Origin of the sequence: Paenibacillus sp. BK033, assembly GCF_004345425.1 — a bacterium.
GTDB lineage: Bacteria > Bacillota > Bacilli > Paenibacillales > Paenibacillaceae > Pristimantibacillus.
This window is the reverse complement of record NZ_SLVP01000004.1, coordinates 84,725-106,197: the sequence shown is the minus strand read 5'-3', so window position 1 is coordinate 106,197 and position 21,473 is coordinate 84,725. Positions and strand designations below refer to the sequence as shown.

24 protein-coding genes are annotated in these 21,473 nt (G+C 53.2%); 10 read left to right on the top strand and 14 right to left on the bottom strand.

The genetic code is table 11. From position 1 onward, the window contains the following. Positions 1-177: 177 nt before the first annotated feature. The gene (locus EV294_RS15325) at positions 178-924 is read left to right on the top strand and encodes an alpha/beta fold hydrolase (protein WP_132308221.1); all 747 of its coding nucleotides are present in this window, start codon (positions 178-180) and stop codon (positions 922-924) included. A gap of 154 nt (positions 925-1,078) precedes the next feature. Here EV294_RS15325 and EV294_RS15315 read toward each other — a convergent pair whose 3' ends face one another. From EV294_RS15315 to EV294_RS15305, 3 genes are read right to left on the bottom strand one after another with little or no spacing between them, the layout of a single operon-like run. Beyond that, positions 1,079-1,693, bottom strand: coding sequence for a histidine phosphatase family protein (locus EV294_RS15315; RefSeq protein WP_165930691.1), 615 nt, complete (start codon positions 1,691-1,693; stop codon positions 1,079-1,081). Beyond that, the gene (locus tag EV294_RS15310) at positions 1,629-1,949 is read right to left on the bottom strand and encodes a hypothetical protein (protein ID WP_132308219.1); all 321 of its coding nucleotides are present in this window, start codon (positions 1,947-1,949) and stop codon (positions 1,629-1,631) included. The genes EV294_RS15315 and EV294_RS15310 overlap by 65 nt, the downstream gene beginning before the upstream one ends. 23 nt (positions 1,950-1,972) lie before the next feature. Further along, entirely contained in the window at positions 1,973-2,680 is a 708-nt protein-coding gene (locus EV294_RS15305) for a DNA alkylation repair protein (protein ID WP_132308217.1), read from the bottom strand. 210 nt (positions 2,681-2,890) lie between these two features. On the opposite strand from EV294_RS15305, the gene EV294_RS15300 reads away from it, so the two are divergent. Then, the gene (locus EV294_RS15300) at positions 2,891-3,955 is read left to right on the top strand and encodes an SDR family oxidoreductase (RefSeq protein WP_132308215.1); all 1,065 of its coding nucleotides are present in this window, start codon (positions 2,891-2,893) and stop codon (positions 3,953-3,955) included. On the opposite strand, the gene EV294_RS15295 is transcribed toward EV294_RS15300, so the two are convergent. From EV294_RS15295 to EV294_RS15285, 3 genes are all read right to left on the bottom strand, one after another. After that, positions 3,945-4,328, bottom strand: coding sequence for a winged helix-turn-helix transcriptional regulator (locus EV294_RS15295; RefSeq protein ID WP_132308213.1), 384 nt, complete (start codon positions 4,326-4,328; stop codon positions 3,945-3,947). The genes EV294_RS15300 and EV294_RS15295 overlap by 11 nt on opposite strands. Positions 4,329-4,435: 107 nt before the next feature. Continuing rightward, positions 4,436-5,062: a nitroreductase family protein gene (locus EV294_RS15290; protein ID WP_132308211.1), complete on the bottom strand. Its 627-nt coding sequence runs from the start codon at positions 5,060-5,062 to the stop codon at positions 4,436-4,438. Positions 5,063-5,160: 98 nt separating this feature from the next. Beyond that, positions 5,161-5,508 carry a winged helix-turn-helix transcriptional regulator gene (locus EV294_RS15285; RefSeq protein WP_132308209.1) on the bottom strand — a complete coding sequence of 116 codons (348 nt, stop codon included), beginning with the start codon at positions 5,506-5,508 and terminating at the stop codon, positions 5,161-5,163. A gap of 141 nt (positions 5,509-5,649) precedes the next feature. Between EV294_RS15285 and EV294_RS15280 the strand changes: the two genes are divergently transcribed. Beyond that, complete coding sequence (locus EV294_RS15280) at positions 5,650-6,540, top strand: alpha/beta fold hydrolase (RefSeq protein ID WP_132308207.1); 891 nt, start codon at positions 5,650-5,652, stop codon at positions 6,538-6,540. Further along, complete coding sequence (locus tag EV294_RS15275) at positions 6,537-7,046, top strand: dihydrofolate reductase family protein (RefSeq protein WP_132308205.1); 510 nt, start codon at positions 6,537-6,539, stop codon at positions 7,044-7,046. The genes EV294_RS15280 and EV294_RS15275 overlap by 4 nt, the downstream gene beginning before the upstream one ends. A gap of 17 nt (positions 7,047-7,063) precedes the next feature. Here the strand turns inward: EV294_RS15275 and EV294_RS15270 are convergent, their stop codons facing one another. Beyond that, on the bottom strand, positions 7,064-7,417 hold the full coding sequence (locus EV294_RS15270) for a winged helix-turn-helix transcriptional regulator (RefSeq protein ID WP_132308203.1): 354 nt from the start codon (positions 7,415-7,417) through the stop codon (positions 7,064-7,066). A 139-nt stretch (positions 7,418-7,556) separates the two neighbouring features. On the opposite strand from EV294_RS15270, the gene EV294_RS15265 reads away from it, so the two are divergent. Beyond that, entirely contained in the window at positions 7,557-7,910 is a 354-nt protein-coding gene (locus EV294_RS15265) for a DoxX family protein (protein WP_132308201.1), read from the top strand. A gap of 89 nt (positions 7,911-7,999) precedes the next feature. Here the strand turns inward: EV294_RS15265 and EV294_RS15260 are convergent, their stop codons facing one another. Then, positions 8,000-8,842, bottom strand: coding sequence for an SDR family oxidoreductase (locus EV294_RS15260; RefSeq protein WP_132308199.1), 843 nt, complete (start codon positions 8,840-8,842; stop codon positions 8,000-8,002). Between the two features lie 134 nt (positions 8,843-8,976). Here EV294_RS15260 and EV294_RS15255 point away from each other — a divergent pair, with 134 nt between their 5' ends. The 5 genes from EV294_RS15255 (at position 8,977) to EV294_RS15235 (ending at position 14,069) form a co-directional block, all read left to right on the top strand. Beyond that, positions 8,977-9,546: a TetR family transcriptional regulator gene (locus tag EV294_RS15255; RefSeq protein ID WP_132308197.1), complete on the top strand. Its 570-nt coding sequence runs from the start codon at positions 8,977-8,979 to the stop codon at positions 9,544-9,546. A 149-nt stretch (positions 9,547-9,695) separates the two neighbouring features. Beyond that, positions 9,696-10,574, top strand: coding sequence for an aminoglycoside phosphotransferase family protein (locus EV294_RS15250; protein ID WP_132308935.1), 879 nt, complete (start codon positions 9,696-9,698; stop codon positions 10,572-10,574). A 203-nt stretch (positions 10,575-10,777) separates the two neighbouring features. Continuing rightward, on the top strand, positions 10,778-12,292 hold the full coding sequence (locus EV294_RS15245) for an MDR family MFS transporter (protein WP_132308195.1): 1,515 nt from the start codon (positions 10,778-10,780) through the stop codon (positions 12,290-12,292). Positions 12,293-12,337: 45 nt separating this feature from the next. Continuing rightward, positions 12,338-13,300: a helix-turn-helix transcriptional regulator gene (locus EV294_RS15240; protein ID WP_132308193.1), complete on the top strand. Its 963-nt coding sequence runs from the start codon at positions 12,338-12,340 to the stop codon at positions 13,298-13,300. Between the two features lie 25 nt (positions 13,301-13,325). Next, positions 13,326-14,069 (top strand): SDR family NAD(P)-dependent oxidoreductase, encoded by a 744-nt coding sequence (locus tag EV294_RS15235; protein ID WP_132308191.1) that lies wholly within the window; start codon positions 13,326-13,328, stop codon positions 14,067-14,069. Between the two features lie 108 nt (positions 14,070-14,177). Here EV294_RS15235 and EV294_RS15230 read toward each other — a convergent pair whose 3' ends face one another. The 6 genes from EV294_RS15230 to EV294_RS15205 form a co-directional block, all read right to left on the bottom strand. Beyond that, positions 14,178-14,441 carry an HPr family phosphocarrier protein gene (locus EV294_RS15230; protein ID WP_127494712.1) on the bottom strand — a complete coding sequence of 88 codons (264 nt, stop codon included), beginning with the start codon at positions 14,439-14,441 and terminating at the stop codon, positions 14,178-14,180. Then, positions 14,441-16,159, bottom strand: a complete 1,719-nt coding sequence (gene ptsP, locus EV294_RS15225) for a phosphoenolpyruvate--protein phosphotransferase (protein ID WP_132308189.1) — start codon at positions 16,157-16,159, stop codon at positions 14,441-14,443. The genes EV294_RS15230 and ptsP overlap by 1 nt, the downstream gene beginning before the upstream one ends. A 42-nt stretch (positions 16,160-16,201) precedes the next feature. Continuing rightward, the gene (locus EV294_RS15220) at positions 16,202-17,353 is read right to left on the bottom strand and encodes a mannitol-1-phosphate 5-dehydrogenase (RefSeq protein WP_132308187.1); all 1,152 of its coding nucleotides are present in this window, start codon (positions 17,351-17,353) and stop codon (positions 16,202-16,204) included. Further along, positions 17,353-17,787 (bottom strand): PTS mannitol transporter subunit IIA, encoded by a 435-nt coding sequence (locus tag EV294_RS15215; protein ID WP_132308185.1) that lies wholly within the window; start codon positions 17,785-17,787, stop codon positions 17,353-17,355. The genes EV294_RS15220 and EV294_RS15215 overlap by 1 nt, the downstream gene beginning before the upstream one ends. Continuing rightward, positions 17,784-19,847: a BglG family transcription antiterminator gene (locus EV294_RS15210; protein ID WP_132308183.1), complete on the bottom strand. Its 2,064-nt coding sequence runs from the start codon at positions 19,845-19,847 to the stop codon at positions 17,784-17,786. Before EV294_RS15210 ends, EV294_RS15215 begins: the two co-directional genes overlap by 4 nt. A gap of 85 nt (positions 19,848-19,932) precedes the next feature. Continuing rightward, positions 19,933-21,411, bottom strand: a complete 1,479-nt coding sequence (locus tag EV294_RS15205; RefSeq protein WP_132308181.1) for a PTS mannitol transporter subunit IIBC — start codon at positions 21,409-21,411, stop codon at positions 19,933-19,935. Positions 21,412-21,473: the final 62 nt, after the last annotated feature.

Below are 21,473 nucleotides of genomic sequence, written 5' to 3'. Positions count from 1 at the left end.
CGTGGATTCCCCTCTCTTCGAACATAATCGGTAAAAGTAATTTTCTCTTGTCCGTTAATGCATATACGTAAGAAATGCTCAAAGGAGTTCACTTTTTTCTCAAGAAGAAAGAATTGGAAACGAATGGGTTAAAAACTCGTATCAGCAAAGGTAGATGACACATGACGGAGGTAAAGGATGAAACCAATCGCAAAAAAGAAACTCGGCGCCCTGGAATACGCGTTATCCGTAAAAGAAACGTCATTGCCCGCTATTATCCTCCTTAATGGGGGAAGCGGCCCAATTGAAGGCTGGCATAAAATTTATCATAAGCTTGCTGAAGAATTCACGATTCTCGCCTATAACCGTTTGGGAGTGGGAAAAAGCGACAAGCCGACCGGCCCCCAGCATGGAGCAGCCATCGCTGCGGCTTTGAAGCAGCTGATCGACGGACTCAAGGTACCGCCTCCCTATTTAATCGTTGGCCATTCCCTTGGCGGTTTGTACGCCAACTTATTTGCACGCCTCTTCCCCGACCTCATTGCCGGGGTTGTCCTGCTCGAATCAAGCCATCCGCTGGATCTGGCTATTAACGATACCCAGCCGGCCATTATCCGTTATATGAACCGCGTGTTAGGCAGCCTTGACGCTATTTCCCCAGCAAAGAAGTGGGGCGAGGTTCATTTTGTTAAGGAGACAGCCAGACAAATCGAGCAGGCCGGTCCGTTCCCGCACAAGCCGCTTCTTGTCATTTCCGGAGCCAGCAGACCCCCGATGATGCCGGAGCGCGCCTACGAGATTCGAATGAACAATCAGCGGCAGCTCGTTCAATTAAGCCCGCATGGCAAACAGCTCCTTGCAGCGCGCAGCGGACACTTCCCGCAATTCACGGAACCGGACCTCGTCATTCAAGCTATTCGGGACTGTATCCGTGAAGCTCAATGAAGCTTCATCCCCTTTCAGTAGGCGGCTGGGACCTTGCTCTGAAGGACTACGGAGCAGGCCCGCTTGTCGTGAACCTGGAGGAAGCAGCCGAGCAAAACAGGAATTACCGAACTGCCCTTTGGACAGTTCAGGAAATCAGACCGGCGGAACACGGCTAAGGCGAGTTCCGCTCATCCAAATCAAAGCGCCCCGCAATGTCGTAACCATTGCCTTGGCCTTTTGGCTTAATCACAACCGTTCCTAATGATTTAATCTCCCCTAATCCAATGCCGGGCGGGAAGCTGTGGGCAACGATAGCCTTGTTAGTCCCCGGAGCAGGGGGGATCTCTAATTGGGATGATAATGCTTGCAGAACAGCTTCCTGCTGGGCAGGAGGGGCGGAACCGCTTAATCGATAGATCTGAACCCAGAACGAATCCGTACGGACATTACCAGCTCCAAAAGCGAGTTCAGCGGTCTCCTTCGTTCGGCAGAACGGGCTTGCAGCAACCGGCATCTGAACGGGGATATGCCATTGGCGAAGGGCATTTCCATAGCTTATAGCCTGGCTTCTGCCGGCTTCCGATAGATTTCTTTGGGTTGAGCAGTCGTCGAGGTTGACGCTTGGCGAGTCCGTGCCAACGGTTGCGTCTCCGTGCCTGACATATAGGATATAGCCGCCTTGTTGAAGAGACTTCAGCAAGGCGGGATCCGCGGGCATAGCCTCAGCGGGGCACGCTTGAAGCAGAATGAGTATTAACAAGATGCTGGAAAGCCAAAACTTGATCATGTTCTTCCTCCTTATGTCCATAAGTTCCGTGAACTAGTATCCGCAAGGGGGAGAATATAATCCAATTTACCTCAGTAAAAAAGGCACCCGGAATCCGGATGCCTTTATCACTATTTAACGAAAGAGATCGACCAGTATCACCGAAGCGGCAATAATGACCGAAGCCGTTTTGAAGCGGATAAAGCTGCTCGTCAACATACTGAGGATGAATCTGCTCTCTTTGCGGCTGGGTTTCATGGATATTGTCTTCACTCATTTCCATACCCCCTAAAGCTCAGCCTAACATCTTACATACTTGCGTTTGAAGCCAACCTGCCCTCTTCCCAAAAACTTCTCAATGTTGACGGTAGCGTTGATGAGCTTGCTTTTTTTCGTCCCTTGGCCGACCTCTACGGGACCTACTTCATTCGCAATCTCAACCGCCTTATCATGAAGCGGCTTGTAGGATATCGCCACCGTGTACAGGAAATTGTTCATCGAATATTTCGTCCGCTCGGGAGCACCGTGGATCGTATTTTTGACCAGCTCCAGCATACCGGCGATTTTGTCTTCGGAGAACTCGCTGTCCTTGCGATTGCCAAGCAGCCAGCAGTAGCAGCTCCAGCCCGCCGACATCTTCAGCTCTTCGCCGCTTGCAATCCATTTATCCGACACCTTTTGGGCGATATCCGTCTCGGATAAGGTGACCGCGACCACATAGTCGGAGATCATATAGAAATAGGCGCCGTCGATCCACCGTTCGAAATCGGCCTCCGTCATCGCCTTCGGATCGGCAATGATCCCGGCGAAGTACATTGCATCGTAATTGCCCGTTGCGTACAGCTGATCGGCCAGCGCCTGATTATGTTTGATTTTGCGGAAAATAGGCTTCATCTCGCCTGTCGCCACGCCAAACAACGGTTCGTGCGCGCCGTTCCCCATATAAATCTTCTTGGTTCTTTCCTTGCCAAGCCCTTCAAGCTCCTGCATGACCTCTTCTAGATTCATTGTTCGCACTTCCTTTGGAGTGGTTTGTTGTCCAAGTCCATTGCCGTCTTCCTTGAATATACCATAAAACGATAGCAGAAGGCTTCGGCATAACGATCCAGCGCCCTGCTCATCGTTACTTGAAAGTGCGTATAGGAGTTGAAAGTGCGTACTTCACGGCTTCTCCTTTCTGTTTCACAATAGTGTTCAGAAGCAGAGGAGGAATGTGAGATGAAAACAACAGTCACATCAAAAACCGCTCTGGTCGTTGGGGCGAACGGCGTGATCGGACGAAACCTTATTGATCATCTTGGTACGCTTTCCGATTGGGATATTATCGGAGTGTCGCGCCGCGGCGGAGAGGATTCAGAACGGGTGCGATATATCGCGGTTGATCTTCTGGACGAAAAGGATACCCGGGAGAGGTTGAGCGGATTGACCGACGTTACGCATATCTTTTATGCCGCCTATCAGGACCGGCCTACATGGGCCGAACTTGTGGCTCCTAACCTTGCCATGCTCGTAAATGCAGTCAATGCTATTGAACCCATCGCGCCGAATCTGCGGCATATCAGCCTCATGCAAGGCTATAAAGTGTACGGGGCGCATCTGGGTCCCTTCAAGACGCCGGCGCGCGAGACGGACGCCTATCATATGCCGCCCGAATTTAACGTCGATCAGCAGCAATTTCTGGAACGGCGGCAGCCCGGAAGCAGCTGGACCTGGTCGGCCCTGCGCCCCTCGGTCGTATGCGGCTTTGGGCTTGGAAATCCCATGAATCTGGCGATGGTTATCGCCGTCTACGCTTCTATGTCCAAGGAGCTTGGACTGCCGCTTCGTTTCCCGGGAAAGCCAGGTGCTTATCACAGCTTGCTGGAAATGACCGATGCGAACCTGCTTGCCCGCGCGACCGTATGGGCGGCTACCGACGAGCGCTGCGCCAATCAGGCCTTTAATATTACAAACGGCGACCTCTTTAGGTGGAACGAGCTTTGGCCGAAGATCGCGGCCTATTTCGACCTTGAGACCGCCCCTCCGTTACCAATGTCGCTCGAGCTCGTTATGGCTGACAAAGAACCGCTCTGGAATGCTATGATTGATAAATACGATTTGCGGAACATCAGCTACAAAGACGTATCCTCTTGGCGCTTCGGGGATTTCGTGTTCTCCTGGGATTACGACTTCTTTGCGGACGGCTCGAAAGCGCGCCGTTTCGGCTTCCATGATTTCATCGATACCGAACAGATGTTTATAGACATCTTCGAAGACTTCCGCAAGCGCAGGGTCATTCCTTGATTCCCTCGTTTATCGCCGGCGGCTGGAACAGAACCTTGCCTTTGCCGCCGTATTTTTTATCGATATACCCGTCGCCCCACCGGCACATGGCATGCAGGATATCCTTCAGGCTCCACCCATAGTCCGTTAGCTCGTATTCGACCTTCGGAGGCACTTGATTATAAGAAATGCGGTTGACGATGCCATCCCTCGTTAATTCGTTCAGCTGCTGCGTCAGCACTTTTTGCGATATGTCCGGGATCAGGCGCAGAAATTCTCCATTGCGCTTCTTGCCGAACGTAAGATGGAACAAAATAACCGGCTTCCATTTGCCTCCGATCGCTTCAAGAGTAGCTTCGACCGCGGTATTGAAAATTTTCTCCTCATTCTGCATAGCCTGGAATCGCCTCCTATGCTCAACTTTATCATTTTACCTCCAACGGGAGTACCGTTCTGAAGCAAAAATAAAGGGCGTCCAAATGCGGACGCCCTTACCGTGTATTAGAAGCGTTCGAAGCTCACGAACTCGCCAACCGGCTTGCGGTAACCACGTACCCGGCGGTTCGACGTATCCTCTTTCCCGATGCCTATGAGCAATGCGGGAACATAACGATCCGGCACGTCCAGCGCCTTCATCATGGCATCCGGATCAAAGCCGATCATCGGGCTCGTGTCCCAGCCTTTCTCTTTGGCTGCGAGCATAAACAGCATGGCGGATAGATTCGCGTTGCGGATGGCCTCATCCCGTTTGAAAGCCTCGCCGCGCTCTTCGTAGAACTGCTGAACGGACTCGACGGTATGATCAAACTCTTGTTTATTAATAACGCCGAGATGCAGCAGCCCTTCATTGATCTCCGCCGCATTATGATGCGCATCCAGATGGCCTAGAACAAGAATAACGGCCGAAGCGGTTTGCACTTTATACTGCTTGTTCGCCGCTTCATACACCTTCTGCTTGATTCCCTCGTCCCTCACGACAATATAACGCGCATGCTGCAGGTTGAAGGACGATGGAACGTATTTGACAAGATCAAAAATCTCATTGAGCTCTTTATCCTCAATCGAAATCCCTTTAATAAATTTGTTTGCCGATCTTCTCTCGGTTACTACGGATACGAAATCTGTCATTTCGCCCGCCTCCTCTATGTAAAGTGTACGAGATTTATATATCTTTAATTTAATTATCTCAATTTTAAGATGTATGAAATGGAAAAGCAAGCCTTTTTTTATGCCTGCCTGCTCTCCTTCTTCTCCTGTGCCAAATAGGCGCCATACTGCTGGGTCCACGTCCACATCGCTTCAAAAATCGGCTTCAGGCCCTGGCCGCTCTCCGTCAGTTCATATTCGACATGCAGGGGTACGCCCGGATAAATCGTGCGGGTGACAATTCCCTTCTCCTCTAACAACCGCAGGCGGTCCGTTAAGGTTTTGGGGCTGATGGGCTCCAGCTTGCGGCGCAATTCTCCAAATCGCCGGGTCCCGTTAAACAGTTCGAAGAGAAGAAGAAGCATCCATTTGCCATCTAAAATCCCCAGAATCGGTTCTACCGTGCCCGGACAGGACTGGTCCATCATCCTGCTTCCCTCCCATAGTTCATTTTTTGAAACTATTGCACATTAATGTAACTACTTTTCAAATGTACCATACCTCCCTTATGATGTGAATCAAGCAAGAGAAAAAAAGTTAATAAATGGGTTCGAAGAGGAGGCTGAACGTTGAAAAGACCTTTTAAGTTAGATCCTGCAGAGTATCCGTTTACCGATCATTGGCTGCCCTACCGTGACGGCTGCATTCACTACCTGGATGAAGGGCAAGGACCAACGGTTCTTCTGCTGCACGGCAATCCGACTTGGTCATACCTGTACAGGAATGTGATCAAAGAGCTTCGCGGGGAATACCGTCTCGTTGCTCCGGATTACCCGGGGTTTGGCATGTCGACGGCTCCCGAAGGCTATCGGTTTACGCCGCAAGAGCAGTCGGAAGCCATTCAATATCTCATTCGCCATTTGGACCTACGGGACTTTGTTCTTGTCGTTCAGGATTGGGGAGGTCCAATCGGGTTGAACTACGCCGTACAGCACCGCGCGAACCTTCGCGGGATCGTCGTGATGAATACATGGGCCTGGCCGGCGACCATTTTACCGATGAAACTGTTCTCGCTTGTTATGGGGGGATGGCCAATCGGGTATTGGCTTCAGACACGCCGCAATTTTTTCGCCAAAGCGATTGTGCCACACGGGATTTACCAGACCGGCAAAGTGACGGACAGCTTGCGAAAAGCTTACACCGACCCGTTCCCTACCCCGAAATCCAGAATACCTACCTGGGTCTTTCCGGGACAGATCCGCAAGGCGCGGGCGTGGCTCGCCGGTATCGAATCGAAACTGTCGAACTTGGCCGATTTGCCCGCCCATATTCTATGGGGAACAAAGGACAGCGCGGGCTTCCCGCTCGGGCAAATGGTCAAATGGCAGCGCTATTTGCCTTTAAATGAAACCGAAATTCTGGAGGATGCCTCGCATTATGTACAGGAGGACCGGCCGGACCGGGTAGCGGCATCCATTCGGGGAGTTATGAACAGAACAAGAGGAGGAGTATTACGATGAAAACGATTCTATGGGCAACGTTAAGCGCCAACGGAAATTACGCGCAATCGAGTCCCGAAAACCCGCCAACCAAGGAAGCCTTGCAAGACTTCGCGGCGCAGGCTGGAGCGGCAGGGAACTTTATTGTAGGACGCCGGACCTTCGAAGGAATGCGGGGCAGCGGCAACCCCGGCCCATTCGGCGAAATCGACATCGTGGTCATCTCCAGGAACACGGCGGAGATCCCCGGGGTAAAGGTGGCGAAATCGCCGCAAGATGCCTTGGAATACCTGCAGGAGCGAGGGCATCATACCGCTCTCATCAGCGGTGGGGCGGATATCCACAATTCGTTTCTGGCTTCGGGTCTGGTAGACGAATTGATCTTTAACGTGGCGCCTGTATTAGAGGGTAAAGGGTTAAATCTTGTCATAGACAAAGATCGGTACCAATTCAAGCCTGTGGAACTGTTGGACTGCAAGCCGCTGGGCGGCGGTGTCGTTCAACTGCGTTACGGCATCGACAGATAGTTGCAGTTGCACGCGGATCACTCGGACTTCTTCTCTAAACGATCTGCCCCATGCAGTAATTCCATATGCTCGGCATGAGCCTCTCCCCAGTCGTTCATTACCTGCAGCACTTTGCTTAATCCTTGGCCGTATTCCGATATGGAATATTCCACCTTCGGGGGAACCTGGTTATATACCTCGCGGTGAACGATATCGTTGTGCTCAAGCTCTCTTAATTGTTGGGTAAGCATTCTTTTGTTAATGTCCGGTATGGCTTTAAGAAGCTCGCTGAATCGCATTGTCCCGTTGGCGATAAGCTGGAGCAAAATAACCGGCTTCCACTTGCCGATCAATATATCGAGCGCCGATTCGAACTTGCAATATTGCTTCATGATCTCTCCACCCCTTATGCTGCGATAGGTAACTTTTTATTTACTTTGTCTAGATAAAGTGCCTACTTCCTTCTATGGCTTAACAGGTCTATTATACCTTACAGGACAGCTAATAGAGATCAGGAGGACGTTATAAATCATGAATATGGCGTTGTGGATTATTCAAGGGCTTACGGCCCTAGGCTTTATTTACTCGGGGTGGTTGAAGGCTTTCCAATACGAAAAAGCCAAGGCCTCCTGGGGTTGGGTAAAAGACCTCCCGAAGGGACTTGTCGCCTTTATCGGACTGGCGGAGCTGCTTGGAGCCATCGGAGTTATTCTTCCCGAAGCGCTCGGTATCGCGCCGATCTTGACGCCAAGCGCGGCTGCCGCGCTTGCCGCTGTTGTCTTGCTTGGAGCGGCACTCCATCTTGCGCGCAAGGAGTACCGGGAACTTGGCGTCAACCTTGTCTTCTTCCTGCTAGCCGCGTTGGTTGCCATTGGCCGTTTCTAAGCTGCGTCATCCGGCGCCGCAAAAAATCGCCCTCCTCCTGGGGGCAGCCCAGGTAGACGGCGATTTTATCCAATGATAAGTTCCTTGGCTTAGCTTTCTTTCGGAAAATCAGTCGAGAAGGCGAGCTCCTTCTGCGACTCCAGCTCTTGAAGACGGCTGGTCAGCGCCTGATGAATGACCTGGTAGCAGTCGCTGCCAAGGGCGATTCTTTTGGGCGCGGGATGCTGGTCAACGCTGTCGATCATAATAGCGGCCATCTTGGCCGGATCGCCGATGGAGACGGCTGTTTTATCCTCTACGATCCTTCTGGCATGCGCTGCCGGAGAGATATCGTAAGCCTCCATTCTTGAGGCAAGCTTTATGCTGTGATGCCTAAAGTTCGTACGCGCTCCGCCCGGCTCCACGATTGTAATGCCGATATTGAAAGGAGCTACTTCCTGCATAACGGCTTCGATAAAGCCCTCGATCCCCCACTTCGTCGCATGATAGAGCGACCCGCCCGCAAAAGCGGCTTGTCCGCCTACCGTAGAGAGCTGTATGATTCGTCCGCCGCCCTGCGAGCGCAGGTGGGGCAAGGAAGCCCGCACCAGCTGGATGGAACCAACAAGGTTGGTATTAATCTGATGGGTAATCTGTTCATCCGTCAATTCCTCCGCCGCGCCGATAAGGCCGTAACCCGCATTGCTGACGACAACGTCGATCGTGCCCAATTGATCGAAGGCCTGGTTAACAACCGTATAGATAGCCGGGGTGTCCGTCACGTCAAGGCGAGCCACCCATAGGAGGTCGCCGTATTTTTCCTTAAGATCATCCACCACGTCCAGCTTACGCACCGTACCCGCCACGCGGTCGCCCCGCTCCAGAAGCTGCTCGGTCATATGCCGGCCAAAGCCGCTGCTAATCCCCGTAATAAACCAAGTCCGTTGTGCCATTGTTTATTCCTTCTTTCGTTGAGGTTCTGATCAGCATCAACTTTTATAACTAACCAGTTAGTCAAATATAATCCTTTCTAACCGGTTAGTCAAGTATGATATACTGGGGCAAAATGAACGAAGGATGATTACCGATGAGAAATGCCGAAGCGACGCGCGAACGGATTCTGGAAGCCGCCATGGACGAATTCTCCACATTCGGCATTGCGGGGGCGCGGGTCGACCGCATTGCAAGAACCGCCGGCTGCAACAAAAACTTGATCTATATTTATTTTGAAAATAAGGAAACGCTCTTCACCACGGTTCTTCAAAAGCATCTCGACCAAGCATTTGAAGGCATTCCCTTCTCGGTTGACGATATTCCGGGGTTTGCCGTCACCGTATTCGATTTCGCTATGGCGAATCCGAAGATTATGCGGCTGCTTATGTGGTACACGCTGGAGCAGAATACGGTCAGCAGCCTTCCCGTACGCGATGTCGCCCATGAACGGAAGATAGACAAAATAAGCGAAGCGCAAGCAAACGGACGTATAAACTCAGCCCTTCCCCCTGCCTTTCTTCTTACGTCCATCATGACGATTGCGACTTCCTGGGCGGCAACCAATCCGTTTGGCCCCGGCCTTAACCCGGATGCGGCGAAGAATCAAGATGCTCTGCGGGAATCCGTCGTCAAAGCCGTCGAGCTGCTGCTCCAAGCAAAATAACGAAACGCCTTATGCATGCCATTCCGCTAGACGGCATGCATAAGGCGTTTTTTATGTTATAGCCGTTCTCTCCTTTGAAAGGGGTGAGCCGGGTTGTTATGATTAAGGTACATTACGACGCAGGAACCAATCAAGAAAGAGGCGAGGACATGATTGAAATGACGACTGAACTGGTTCGTAGATTGATTAGCGGTCAATTTCCGGAATGGAGGGACCTGGAAATAAGGCCCGTTGAAAAAAGCGGACACGATAACCGTACCTACCGGCTGGGCAGCGAAATGACGGTGCGCCTGCCGAGCCATGAACGTTACGCCTCGGCCGTTGCCAAGGAGTTAACCTGGCTTCCCGTGTTCAAGCCTCTTCTGTCTATGCCTATACCCGATCCCGTGGCGCAAGGCATGCCTACCGCGGAATACCCTCTGCCATGGTCGGTTAACCGCTGGATCGAAGGCGATACCGTTACGCATGCCAACATCCGCGACCTTAACGAATTCGCCGAGGACCTCGCCGGTTTTCTGAAGGAGCTTCAAGCCATCGATGCTGCGGACGGCATCCCGGCAGGCATACAAAACTTCCATCGCGGGGGAAACTTATCCGTATACGATCAAGATTCCAGATCGGTCATTGAGAAGCTGGACGGGGAGTACGACCGGAAGCTTCTCACCGAGATTTGGGAGCTTTCCCTTGCGACGAAATATGAAGCGGCCCCATTATGGCTTCATGGCGACGTAGCCGTAGGCAATCTGCTTGCTCGGAACGGCCGGCTGTCCGGCGTCATCGATTTCGGAACCATGGGGGTTGGCGACCCCTCCAGCGATCTGGTGATGGCATGGAACTTTTTCGACGAATCCAGCCGCAAAGTATTTCTGAACGCCATGAAGGCAGACCGGGATACCGTTAACCGCGCACGCGGCTGGGCCTTATGGAAAGCGCTTATTACGTACGCCTGGAATGAGCCGGGCTCGGAGGCTTCGAATTGGGGCAAGCGTGTTATCGACGTTATCGTTCAAGACTACAGGACGCCGTAACCGGCGTATCCCTCAAAATTGACATAACGGGTCCATTCTGCATGTAAAATTCACGAGGCGCTGCTGATGTAGCGTCTTTTTTTATATAAAAATATATCAGGAAGCCTTTCTTCCCTGACACACTGTTGTCAACAAGGGTAGCTTATGATGATCTCAGATGATTGTTCAGCAATCCATTAGGGAGAAGAAAGGACTGGTATGGAATGAAGAATAAACTAGGCGCCATCATTGGAGGACTACTGCCGGCCATTCTAATGGCATCGATGGACAACACGGTTGTGTCTACGGCGATCGGCACTATCGTGGGAGAGATGGGGGGACTCGATAAATTCGTCTGGGTCACTACCGCATATATGGTCGCGGAAATGGCCTGTATGCCGATCTTCGGGAAGCTCTCCGATATGTACGGCCGCAAGCGGTTTTTCATCTTTGGGATTATCGTGTTTATGATCGGTTCTGCACTCTGCGGAATGGCCCATTCCATTATCGAGCTAAGCATCTATCGCGCTGTTCAAGGGGTTGGAGCCGGCGCGATGGTATCCATTGCGTTTACGATTTTGTTTGATGTGGTGTCCCCGAAGGACCGCGGCAAAATGATGGGGGCGTTCGGAGCGGTATTTGGCTTATCCAGCGTAGTCGGCCCCTTGCTCGGCGGCTATATGACCGATCACCTCAACTGGTCGTGGATCTTCTATATTAACCTTCCGCTTGGCTTCATTGCCCTGCTGATGATCGCTTTGTTCTACAAGGAATCGGCTGCCCACTCGAAGCAGCGTATCGACTGGGCCGGATCTATTCTGCTCGTTGGAGCCGTTGTCTGCTTCATATTCGCTCTAGAACTCGGCGGCAAGACCTATGCCTGGGATTCACCGCAAATTGTCGGTCTGTTCGCGGGATTTGCCGTGCTTGCCTTCCTGCTTGTTCTGGTCGAGAGAAAAGCGCCCGAACCGATTATTTCGTTCGGCTTATTCCGCAGCAGACTGTACACCACAAGCAATCTGGTTGCTATGCTTAGCGGCGCGGCTTACATGACGGCAGCGATTTTTATTCCGATCTACGTGCAGGGCGTCATTGGCGGATCCGCCTCTAACTCCGGTCTGACCCTTTTGCCCATGATGGTTGGATCGGTTATCACCGCAACGCTCGGCGGATTCCTCATGACGAAGCTGCAATACCGGACGATTATGATAGGAACGCTGTCCATCCTGCTCATAGGCCTTGCTCTGCTCTCGCAAATTACGGTAGAATCTTCTCGACTTTTCATCACGGGAATTATGATTCTGATCGGACTTGGAATCGGCGCTTCCTTCTCGGTATTAAGCAGCTCGGTGCTTCATTCGTTCCCTGCGGCTCAGCGGGGCGCGGCAAGCTCGACCTTGAACTTCAACCGTTCGCTTGGCATGTCGCTTGGCATTACCGTCTTCGGAATTATCCAAAGCCACAGCATGCTCTCGAAGCTTACCGAGTCGCTTGGCAATGGCGCGGTTCCGGCCGGCTTGAATTTAGACGATCCGCATTCCTTGCTGAATCCGGCATTCCGGCAGACCGTCGATCCCCAGCTTCTGGATACGATAACGGCAGGGCTGTCGAGCTCGATTGGCGCTACCTTTGCCTGGAGCCTGATTCCTGCGGCATTAGCGTTAGTTGCGGCATTTCTGATGTCGAAGGACAAAATGGAGGCGGCTGCCGAAGGAGAAGAATACGCGGCCGCACATTAATCATATAACGGCAGGCTCGGGCATGCCGGCTTAGGAGAGATAACGATGAAGCTGGAACGGTTAATGGCCATTACGATTTTGCTGCTTAATCGAAAGCGGGTGCAAGCGCAGGAGCTGGCGGACCAGCTCGAAGTGTCCCTGCGGACCATCTATCGCGATCTCGATTCGCTCGGTCAGGCCGGCATTCCCATTGTCTCCTATACCGGCATGGAGGGCGGCTATGAGATCATGGACAGCTTCCGGCTGGACCGGCAGCTCTTGTCCTTTGACGAGCTGTCCGCTCTGTTCACGGCGCTTCGCGGTCTGGAGTCGACAAACGCCTATGACCGCTCAAATATGGATCTCCTTCTGAGCAAGGTCGGAGCCATGGTGGCGCAGGCCGAGCAGGGCCGGACAGGTGAGGGAGACCGTATTCAGGTCGACTTCACCCCTTGGAAGAACAGCGAAGAGGATCAAGCGCGGTACGACCAGCTCCGCCTGGCGGTAAATGACCGTAAGCTGATCCGGTTTCATTATACGAGCAGAACCGGCGGCGAGCAGGAGCGCGAGATCGAGCCCATGGGGCTTGTCCTGAAAAATTATTCCTGGTATCTTCACGGCTATTGCCGCTTGCGGGAGGATTTTCGCATCTTCAAGCTGACGCGGATCCGGCAATTAAAGGTCCAGGCAGGCACCTTTACAAGACGGACAGAGTCGCTGGAGCAGCTGAACGACAGGTGGCATTCACCGGGGAGAAGAGACACAGGCGAGGGAATTCCCGTCGTCCTGCAGTTTAAAGCGGCGGCTGCCCTATCCGTAATGGACCATTTCGACGAAAAAAATATCGAACGGCTGCCGGACGGACAGCTTATTGTGCGCATGACCTACTCAAGCGAGCATTGGCTGATCCGCAACGTGCTTCATTATACGACCGATGTTATTGTGCTTGAGCCCGCTTCGGTTGCGGCAAAGATCAGGCAAACTGCTCTCTCTATCGCGTGCCAATACGGCGGGTTGGAGCAGGAATAGTCACTCTGAAGGAGGTTTGCCCGTTATGCCCTTGCAAGGAAAAGTAGCGATTGTTACAGGCGGCGCTCAGGGGATTGGGAGAGCGGCGTGCATACAGCTCGCCAAACAGGGAGCGAAGGTTGCAGTGAGTGATTTCGAAAGGGATTTAACCGCGACGGTCTCCGAAATTAAGGCAAACGGTGGCGAAGCCGTAGCCATTCCGGCCGATGCCCGCAGCAAGGAGCAAATGGAACAGCTGGCCCAGACCGTCATTCGTACCTTTGGACGAATCGATGTACTCGTATGCGGCGCAAGACAAATAGCCGGGACGGCCAGCTTCGCCGAGCACTCCTGGGAAACCTTCAAACGTGAATTGACCAACGAATTAAAGGCAGTCTTTGAGCCAACGAAAGCGGTAATAGGAGTAATGACGGAGCAGCAATCCGGCCGGATTATCTACTTGTCCGGCACGGAGGGCAAGGACCCTACCCCGCACTATATCGCCTTTGGCACAGCAAAAGGAGGCCTTGATTCCTTTGCCCGGTATATTGCGCAAGAATATGGCCCTTACGGGATTTCCGCCAATGTTGTGGCACCCGGATTCGTCAGGTCCGATGAGGCCTTCATGATCTCCGAGGAAGAGAGCCGCGTGATCGGCGGCTTCACCCCGCTTGGCCGAATAGCCGAGCCGGAGGATGTAGCCGGCGTGATTGCTTTTCTCGCCGGGGATGGCGCGCGGTTCCTGACGGGTACTTACACGCCCGTTGCCGGCGGCCTTGTCATGGAGTGAGGCTATCAAAACAGAAAAAGCTTAATCAAGTTCCTGAAACGGAGTAACCGGTGTAAAAACAAGGAAGGCCCGCTGCAGCTGCTGCAGCGGGCCTTCCTATCATGAACGCTATTCTTCGTAGATCTTAGTCAGCATAGCGCCTAGGGCGTTAAGCGCCTCTTCCTCGCGCTCGCCGTCCACTTCCAGCGTAACCTCGTCGCCTTTTGCCAGACCTAGGGTTAACAGGCCAAGCGAGCTTTTGCCGTTCACTTTTTTTGTCCCTTTGATCAGCTTAACACTGCAAGGGAACTCCGATGCCGCTTGAACAAAAAGCTTCGAAGGACGGGCATGGAACCCGGATGGATGGATAACGGTATAGGTTTGCGATAGCATTATTGTGGTCTCCTTTGCTTAACGAATTGTTGGACTTCCTCCTGCGTGCTCATGGCAAGGGCTTCTTCCGCCAGAGCCGCCCATTCCGGCTTGGACAGCTGCCCCACCAGCTCTCGGGCGGGCAATATGGAGCCCGCGCTCATGCTGAACTCGTCTAATCCCATTCCGAGAAGGAGAGGAATGGCCGTCTGGTCGCCCGCCATTTCGCCGCACATGCCGGCCCAAATGCCGGCCCGTTCAGCTGCCTTGATGACCATGTTCACGAGTCTCAGGATAGACGGATGATAAGGCTGATACAGATAAGCCACCGATTCGTTCATGCGGTCGGCTGCCATGGTGTATTGGATCAGATCGTTTGTACCGATGCTGAAGAAATCGACTTCCTTCGCGAAAATATCGGCGCCAATCGCGGCTGCCGGAATTTCGATCATCATGCCCACTTCGATCGTACCGGACACCTGAACCCCTTCCTGCTCCAGCTTCGCGCGTTCTTCCTCAAGGATACGCTTCGCTTCGCGAAGCTCGCTCAGCACCGCAATCATCGGGAACATAATGTTCAGCTTGCCATGCACGCTTGCCCGGAGCAAGGCCCGGAGCTGGGTACGGAACAAGTCCTCCCGCGTGAGGCATAAACGAAGCGCGCGCAGTCCCAGAAACGGGTTGCTTTCCTTCGGCAGCTCCAGATAAGGAAGCTCCTTATCCCCGCCGATATCCAGCGTACGAATAACGACGCGTTTGCCGTCTAATTTCTCAAGCACATGCTTGTAAATCTGAAACTGCTCTTCTTCCGTCGGGAATGTATTGCGTCCCATATAGAGAAACTCCGTGCGGAACAATCCAACGCCGTCGGCGCCGTTCTCCAGCACTTTGTCCAGGTCTTCAATGCTGCCAATGTTGGCCGCAAGCTCGAGATGCTCGCCATCGGCCGTTACCGACGGCTGCTCGGCCAGACGCTTCAGCTGTACTCTGCGTTCATCGTATTGCTTCTTTTTCGCCTGATACTCGGCCAGCACTTCCTCCGAAGGATCCGCAATCACTTTGCCTTCCGTCGCATCCATAATGACGAGCGCGCCATCCTCAACGGCTGCTGCCGAAGGGCCTGCGCCTACTATCGCGGGAATCTCAAGGGATCGCGCCATAATAGCGGAATGCGAAGTACGGCTTCCGATCTCCGTTACAAAGCCGCGGATATAATTCAGGTCGAGCTGCGCGGTATCCGACGGCGTCAGATCCTCTGCCAGGATAATGGTCTCCTCGGAAATGCCGGACAGCGAAGCGTACGGCTTGCCGATCAGGTGGCTCATCACCCGCCCGGAGACGTCCTTGACATCGGCCGCGCGCTCGCGGACCATCTCATTGTCCAGCTCAAGAAGCATCTCGACAACGGCTGTCGTCACTTCGTGCAAAGCGTATTCCGCATTAAGCTTCTCGTCTGCGATTTTGTCCAGCACCGAGTCCACAAGATCCGGGTCTTCCAGCAGGAAAAGATGCGCTTCGAAAATCTCGGCCTTCTGCGCGCCTAACCTTTGCTCGGTCTTTAAGCGGATCTCTTCGATCTCGCCTTTGGATTTTTCAATAGCCTGCCGGAAACGGCCGGCTTCCGCCTCAGCATCCGTAATCGTCTGCCGCTGCGGGATATAGGGGGAATGGTTGAACCGAAATGCCTTTGCGATAGCCACTCCGGGAGATGCGGCAACACCGGTTATTATATTAGCCATACTGCGTACCTCACTAAAGTTTGTTTTTCTCAAGCGTGATTCTTAACGCTGATTTGCAACAGCTTCGTAGCTTTCAATGATCAGCCCGTATACCGGATGACCTTCCGGAATCGAAGTATAATGCGACACGGTCTGCCCGATACCCTTGTCATGAATCGATTGCTGCAGCTCTACCGCTTCCGGATCATCGGCGTTAACGAAGCGAAGCGCCGCCGCCATTACTTTTGCCAGCTGAACGGGCTGGATTCCTCGCTCATGGGCTTGCAAAGCCGGCTTCACAAGGCGGTCATTGGGCGACAGCTTGCGGATCGGCGACCGTCCAACGCGGGTAACCTCGTCGGTCAGCTGGTCGTTGCGGAACCGTCCGATAATCTTCTCGATATATTGGTTATGCTCGGCTTGGTCAAAGCCATACTGCGCAACAAGTACGGCCCCCGTCTCCTTCAAGGTCGCCTTCACTTCATGAACGATAGCCTCATCGGCCATCGCCTGCTGGATCGTCTCGTAACCGCGAAGACTTCCCAGGTAAGCCGCGGCGCAATGCCCCGTGTTTACGGTAAACAATTTGCGTTCGATATAAGGCATAAGATTGCGTACGTAATGGACGCCGGCAACCGGTTTGTATCCCCCGAACATCGCGGATTCGTCTACAACCCATTCGTAAAACGGCTCAACCGTTACCTCAAGAGGGTCTTCATGATGCTGAATCGGAACGATCCGGTCAACGGCCGCATCGGGAAAAGCAACCAGCTTCGCTGCCTTTGCCTTCGTCTCTTCATCAAGATGTCCGAATACATGCTCTTTCAGCTGGGTGCTGCCGCCGATCGCGTTCTCGCAGGCGATAACATGCAGCGGGCCTCCTCCGGATTCAATCCGCTTCTCGATCCCGCGGGCGATGCCCGCCGCAATATGCTTCAAGATGTTGACGCCTACGGCCGTGGTCACCAGATCGGCCTCCGCCACTGCCGCCGCAACATCGTCTATTTTTGTTCCGTCAATGGCGGTTACGCCCGTCACCTGCAGCCGATCCTTGGCTTCGTTCGCCAGCGTTACCGTGTAAGCTCCGCGCTTTCGCAGCTCCGTAACAAGCGCTTGGTTGACGTCGGAGAAAATAACTTCATAACCCGATTGCGAAAGAAGGAGTCCGATAAATCCGCGTCCGATGTTGCCCGCTCCGAAATGCAAAGCCTTCATTATTCCATCCCGCTTTCGAAGATCTCGATCATCTCTTCGGCCGTGGAAGCCTTCAAGATCCGTTCCAGATTGTCGTCGTCGGAGCAAACCATCGCTACGTTCGTCAGGATGTCCAGATGATCGTCGCCAACCGCCGCAATGCCGATAACCAGATGCGCGATATTCCCTTCGCCGAAATCAACGCCAGCCGGAATTTGAACGATGGACAGGCCCGTCGACTTGATGGAGCCTTTCGATTCGTTTGTTCCGTGAGGGATCGCAAGGCCGCCGCCCATGTAGGTGGATAGGGACTGCTCGCGTTCAACCATGCTCTCCACATAGCTTGGATCAGCATGACCGGCATTAACCAACAGCTCTCCAGCCAGGCGAACCGCTTCGAATTTATCGTTTACCGCAGCATTCAATTTCACCTTATCTGTAGACAAAATACTCATTGTACGTCACTCGCTTCCGCTTTAATATTGAAAAACATTCTAAGATGTATGGTTAGGTAATCCTTAATTTCCGCTTCATCGCCAGCCTCGAGCAAATCAATCATGACCGTATCGAGCAGCATGGCGCTTATTTCGCTTAATACCTCGAGCGCTTCCTTCGTTAAGGTCCGGGGCGCCAGCATTAATAAAAAATGGCTTAACCTTGACGGCGATGCCATCTCCACCGTAAGCGGATCGTCCAATCGGTATAGGGACAACGACGGCCTCGTGATTTCTTCCCCGCGCGTATGAAACAACGCTACTGCGGTTCCCGGTATCATCTGACTGCCGCTCTGTTCCCGCTGCATCAGCCGCTGCGCAACTAGACCGGCATCCGTTAGCACGCCTTTGGCCTCTTCCCGCGCGCAGGCTTCTTCCAGAATAGCCGGCAAGTCTCCGCTCTTCTCCTTAATCAACACAACCTCGAAGCGCCTGATCAGACTGACCATCTCATCGAGCGTCGTCTTAAGGCTGACCAGCTGCTCGAAGGTAGAGGCTTCGCTTCCCGCTTTCTCTTCCTTGGTCGGAGCACCGTCCCGTTTCTGGACTAAGCCCGTCTGGACGAAAGCCCTCAACCGGTCCGTCTCTGCCTGCGTCAGGAGAGGGCTGACCTTGATATACGGCTCGCCGTTGATAGGCAGGTCTACCGTGGAGATGATCAGGTCGTACTTATCCTTCTCCGTCCTTGATGCTTCGTACCAGGATACCCGGTCGACGATATGAATTTCCGGCAGCTCCTTCTGGAGCCTGATCTGCAGCAGCTTGGAGGAGCCGATGCCGCTTGAACAGACGAGAATGGCCCGGACATTATGCCGCAGCTGCTTCAGCCGTTCCAGCGATGCTCCGAAATGCATGACGAGGAATCCGACTTCCTCATCCGGCACAGCCCTATCGGTAAAGACGCGGTTTACCGCTTTGCGAACGATATTGAATAAAGACGCATAATCCTTCTTGATCTGATCCAGCAGCGGATTACGGATATTCGTGCCTTCGCTCAGCCTCTGCAAGGCATCCTTCAAGTGTAGGAACAGCCCGTCGCGCAGAGAACGGTCTTTGTTGAATTCGGCATCCATGGCCTGCTGCACATGCTCAATCAAGGAACGTACCGTATCGGTTAAAATCAAATCATCCGCAGGCAGCACGGATAGATCTTCGCTCTGGACTGAACGCAGCAGCCTGCCGATATATGCCGTCTCTGCCGGCGGAAAAGTCCGTTCCGTCAGGGCGGCTAAACGTTCCGTCAAATACACCGCATCGGATTCCTGACGTAATGCCGGGACGGATGCAGCTTCAACCGTCTTGCCCGCCCGGATCCGCCGCAGCGCGATAGACAGCCTGATTAGCAGATCCGTATAGGCATTTTCGCTTAAGCGGCTGCCCCCGTATTCCTCCCAGCTCCATAAGATCTTCTCGACGGCTTCCATTTCCGATTGACCAACAAGCGTAAGCAGCCGGCCGTCAAGCGGATGAACCGGAAGCTCGTTGCGGCTGGAGATCAGCTCCGTATCCTCGAACCGGTCCCTGATGATCTGACGGATCATCTCCCGCAATTGCTCTTCTTGGCCGGTAAGTTCAATCCCGTAGCCCCTTCTGCGGGTCAGGGTAACCCCGAACCTTTGCACCCATTGGTCCAGATCGTCCAGATCATTGGCTACGGTTGGAATGGTCACCTTGGACTCATGCGCAAGAGTGAACAGCTTAACCGGCTCCTCGCTCTCGAGAAGGAGGCAAAGGAGATATAGTTGTCTTTCCTCGGGCGAGAATTCGATCTCTTCGGATACGGTAACGAGACTGGCTAATCGCTCAAGCGCCGCTTGATCGCCCTGAAGCCGTATGCCCGAGCCCGATTTCTTAAGCAGCCTTGCGCCTTCGGCACGCAGGATCTCTTCGACCGCTGCAAGCTCTCGGTGTACGGTTCTCGAACTCACCTGAATTTCTTCTGCGATTTGGGCCGCCGTCAGCTCGTGATCATTCCGCAGCAGCAGCTCTAGAATTCGGCGGGACCGGCTGGATATACGCATTCACACAACCCTTCCTATAACGATAGAATGGCCCCAACGCCGGAAAATAATCTCCAGCGCTGGCAGCCTTGATGAGAAAGGATTCTTACGAAAGCCGGTCTACGAGTTTGTCATACTCCGGACTTTTCAAGAAATTATCGATTGAGATATGCTCGGCTTTCGGCGCCTGGATTTTAGCGCGGTCCGTCAGCGTTTTGTGCGTAATGACGATGTCGGCATCGCCGGGAATATCGCTGATTGCCGTATTAATGACCGTAACGTCCGAGCCTGCGGCTTTCATCTTCTTGCGAAGAATCGATGCGCCCATTGCGCTGGAGCCCATGCCGGCGTCGCAGGAGAAGACGATTTTATGGACATCCTCTTTCGCTTTGACCGTTTCGCTTGCTGCCTCAGCATGCTGAGCGGCTTGCGAAGCCGCTGCCGGAGCCGCAACCGCTGTTGCCGCTGCCGCCGTATTGCCCGCCGCCTTCATTTCTTTCATTCTTGCCGAAGCCTGTTCGAGATCGTCTCCGTCCGCAGCCTCTTTCTTCGTTGTCTTGAGCAGCAGAGCCGCAATAACAAACGATACGATAGCAGCGGTTACGATACCGCTAAGAGCCGCAAGAAGGCCGCCTTTTGGAGCCATGGCAATGTAAGCAAAGATACTGCCCGGCGAAGGCGGAGCAACTAGACCCGCTCCAAACAGCGAGAAGGTGAAGGTACCGGTAACGCCGCCGGCGATAACCGCCAGAATCAGACGCGGATTCATCAGGATGTACGGGAAGTAAATCTCGTGAATACCGCCGAAGAAGTGAATAATCGCCGCGCCGGAAGCCGATTGCTTCGCCGAGCCGCGGCCTGCGATCATGTAAGCAAGCAGAATGCCGAGGCCTGGACCCGGGTTCGATTCCAGCATGAAGAGAATCGATTGCCCTGTCCGGGACGCTTCTTCCAATGCAATCGGACTCAATACGCCATGGTTAATGGCATTGTTGAGGAACAGAATTTTTGCAGGTTCAATAATAATGTTGGCCAGCGGGATCAGGTTATGATTAACCAGGAACTCTACGCCGTTAGAAAGAATCTTGGTTAATTGCTCGATTACCGGACCAACGCCGGAATAAGAGATCAAAGTAAGAATCGCGCCGATAATGCCAAGCGAGAAATTGTTTACCAGCATTTCGAAGCCGGATTTGATTTTCCCCTCGATCGATTTATCGAATTGCTTCAATACCCATGCGGCCAGCGGACCGCAAATCATAGCCCCAAGGAACATCGGGATTTCCGTACCCACGATGATGCCCATCGTCATCAGAGCGCCGATAACGCCGCCGCGCTGTTTATGAATCATCGTACCGCCCGTATAACCGATCAGAAGCGGAAGCAGGTACTTGATAATCGGATCAACAAGCTTTGCAAGGGTCTCGTTGGGCAGCCATCCCGTAGGAATGAACAACGCCGTTATGATCCCCCATGCTATAAAAGCACCAATATTGGGCATAACCATACCGCTGAGAAAACGTCCGAATTTCTGGACTCCCACACGAATTCCCCCGGTCGGAGAACTGTTTTGCACGTGCTGCATATTTGGGTTCCTCCTCTATAAAATCGCTTTCTTTTTTACCCGGGCCGGCAGTGCCGCCCGGG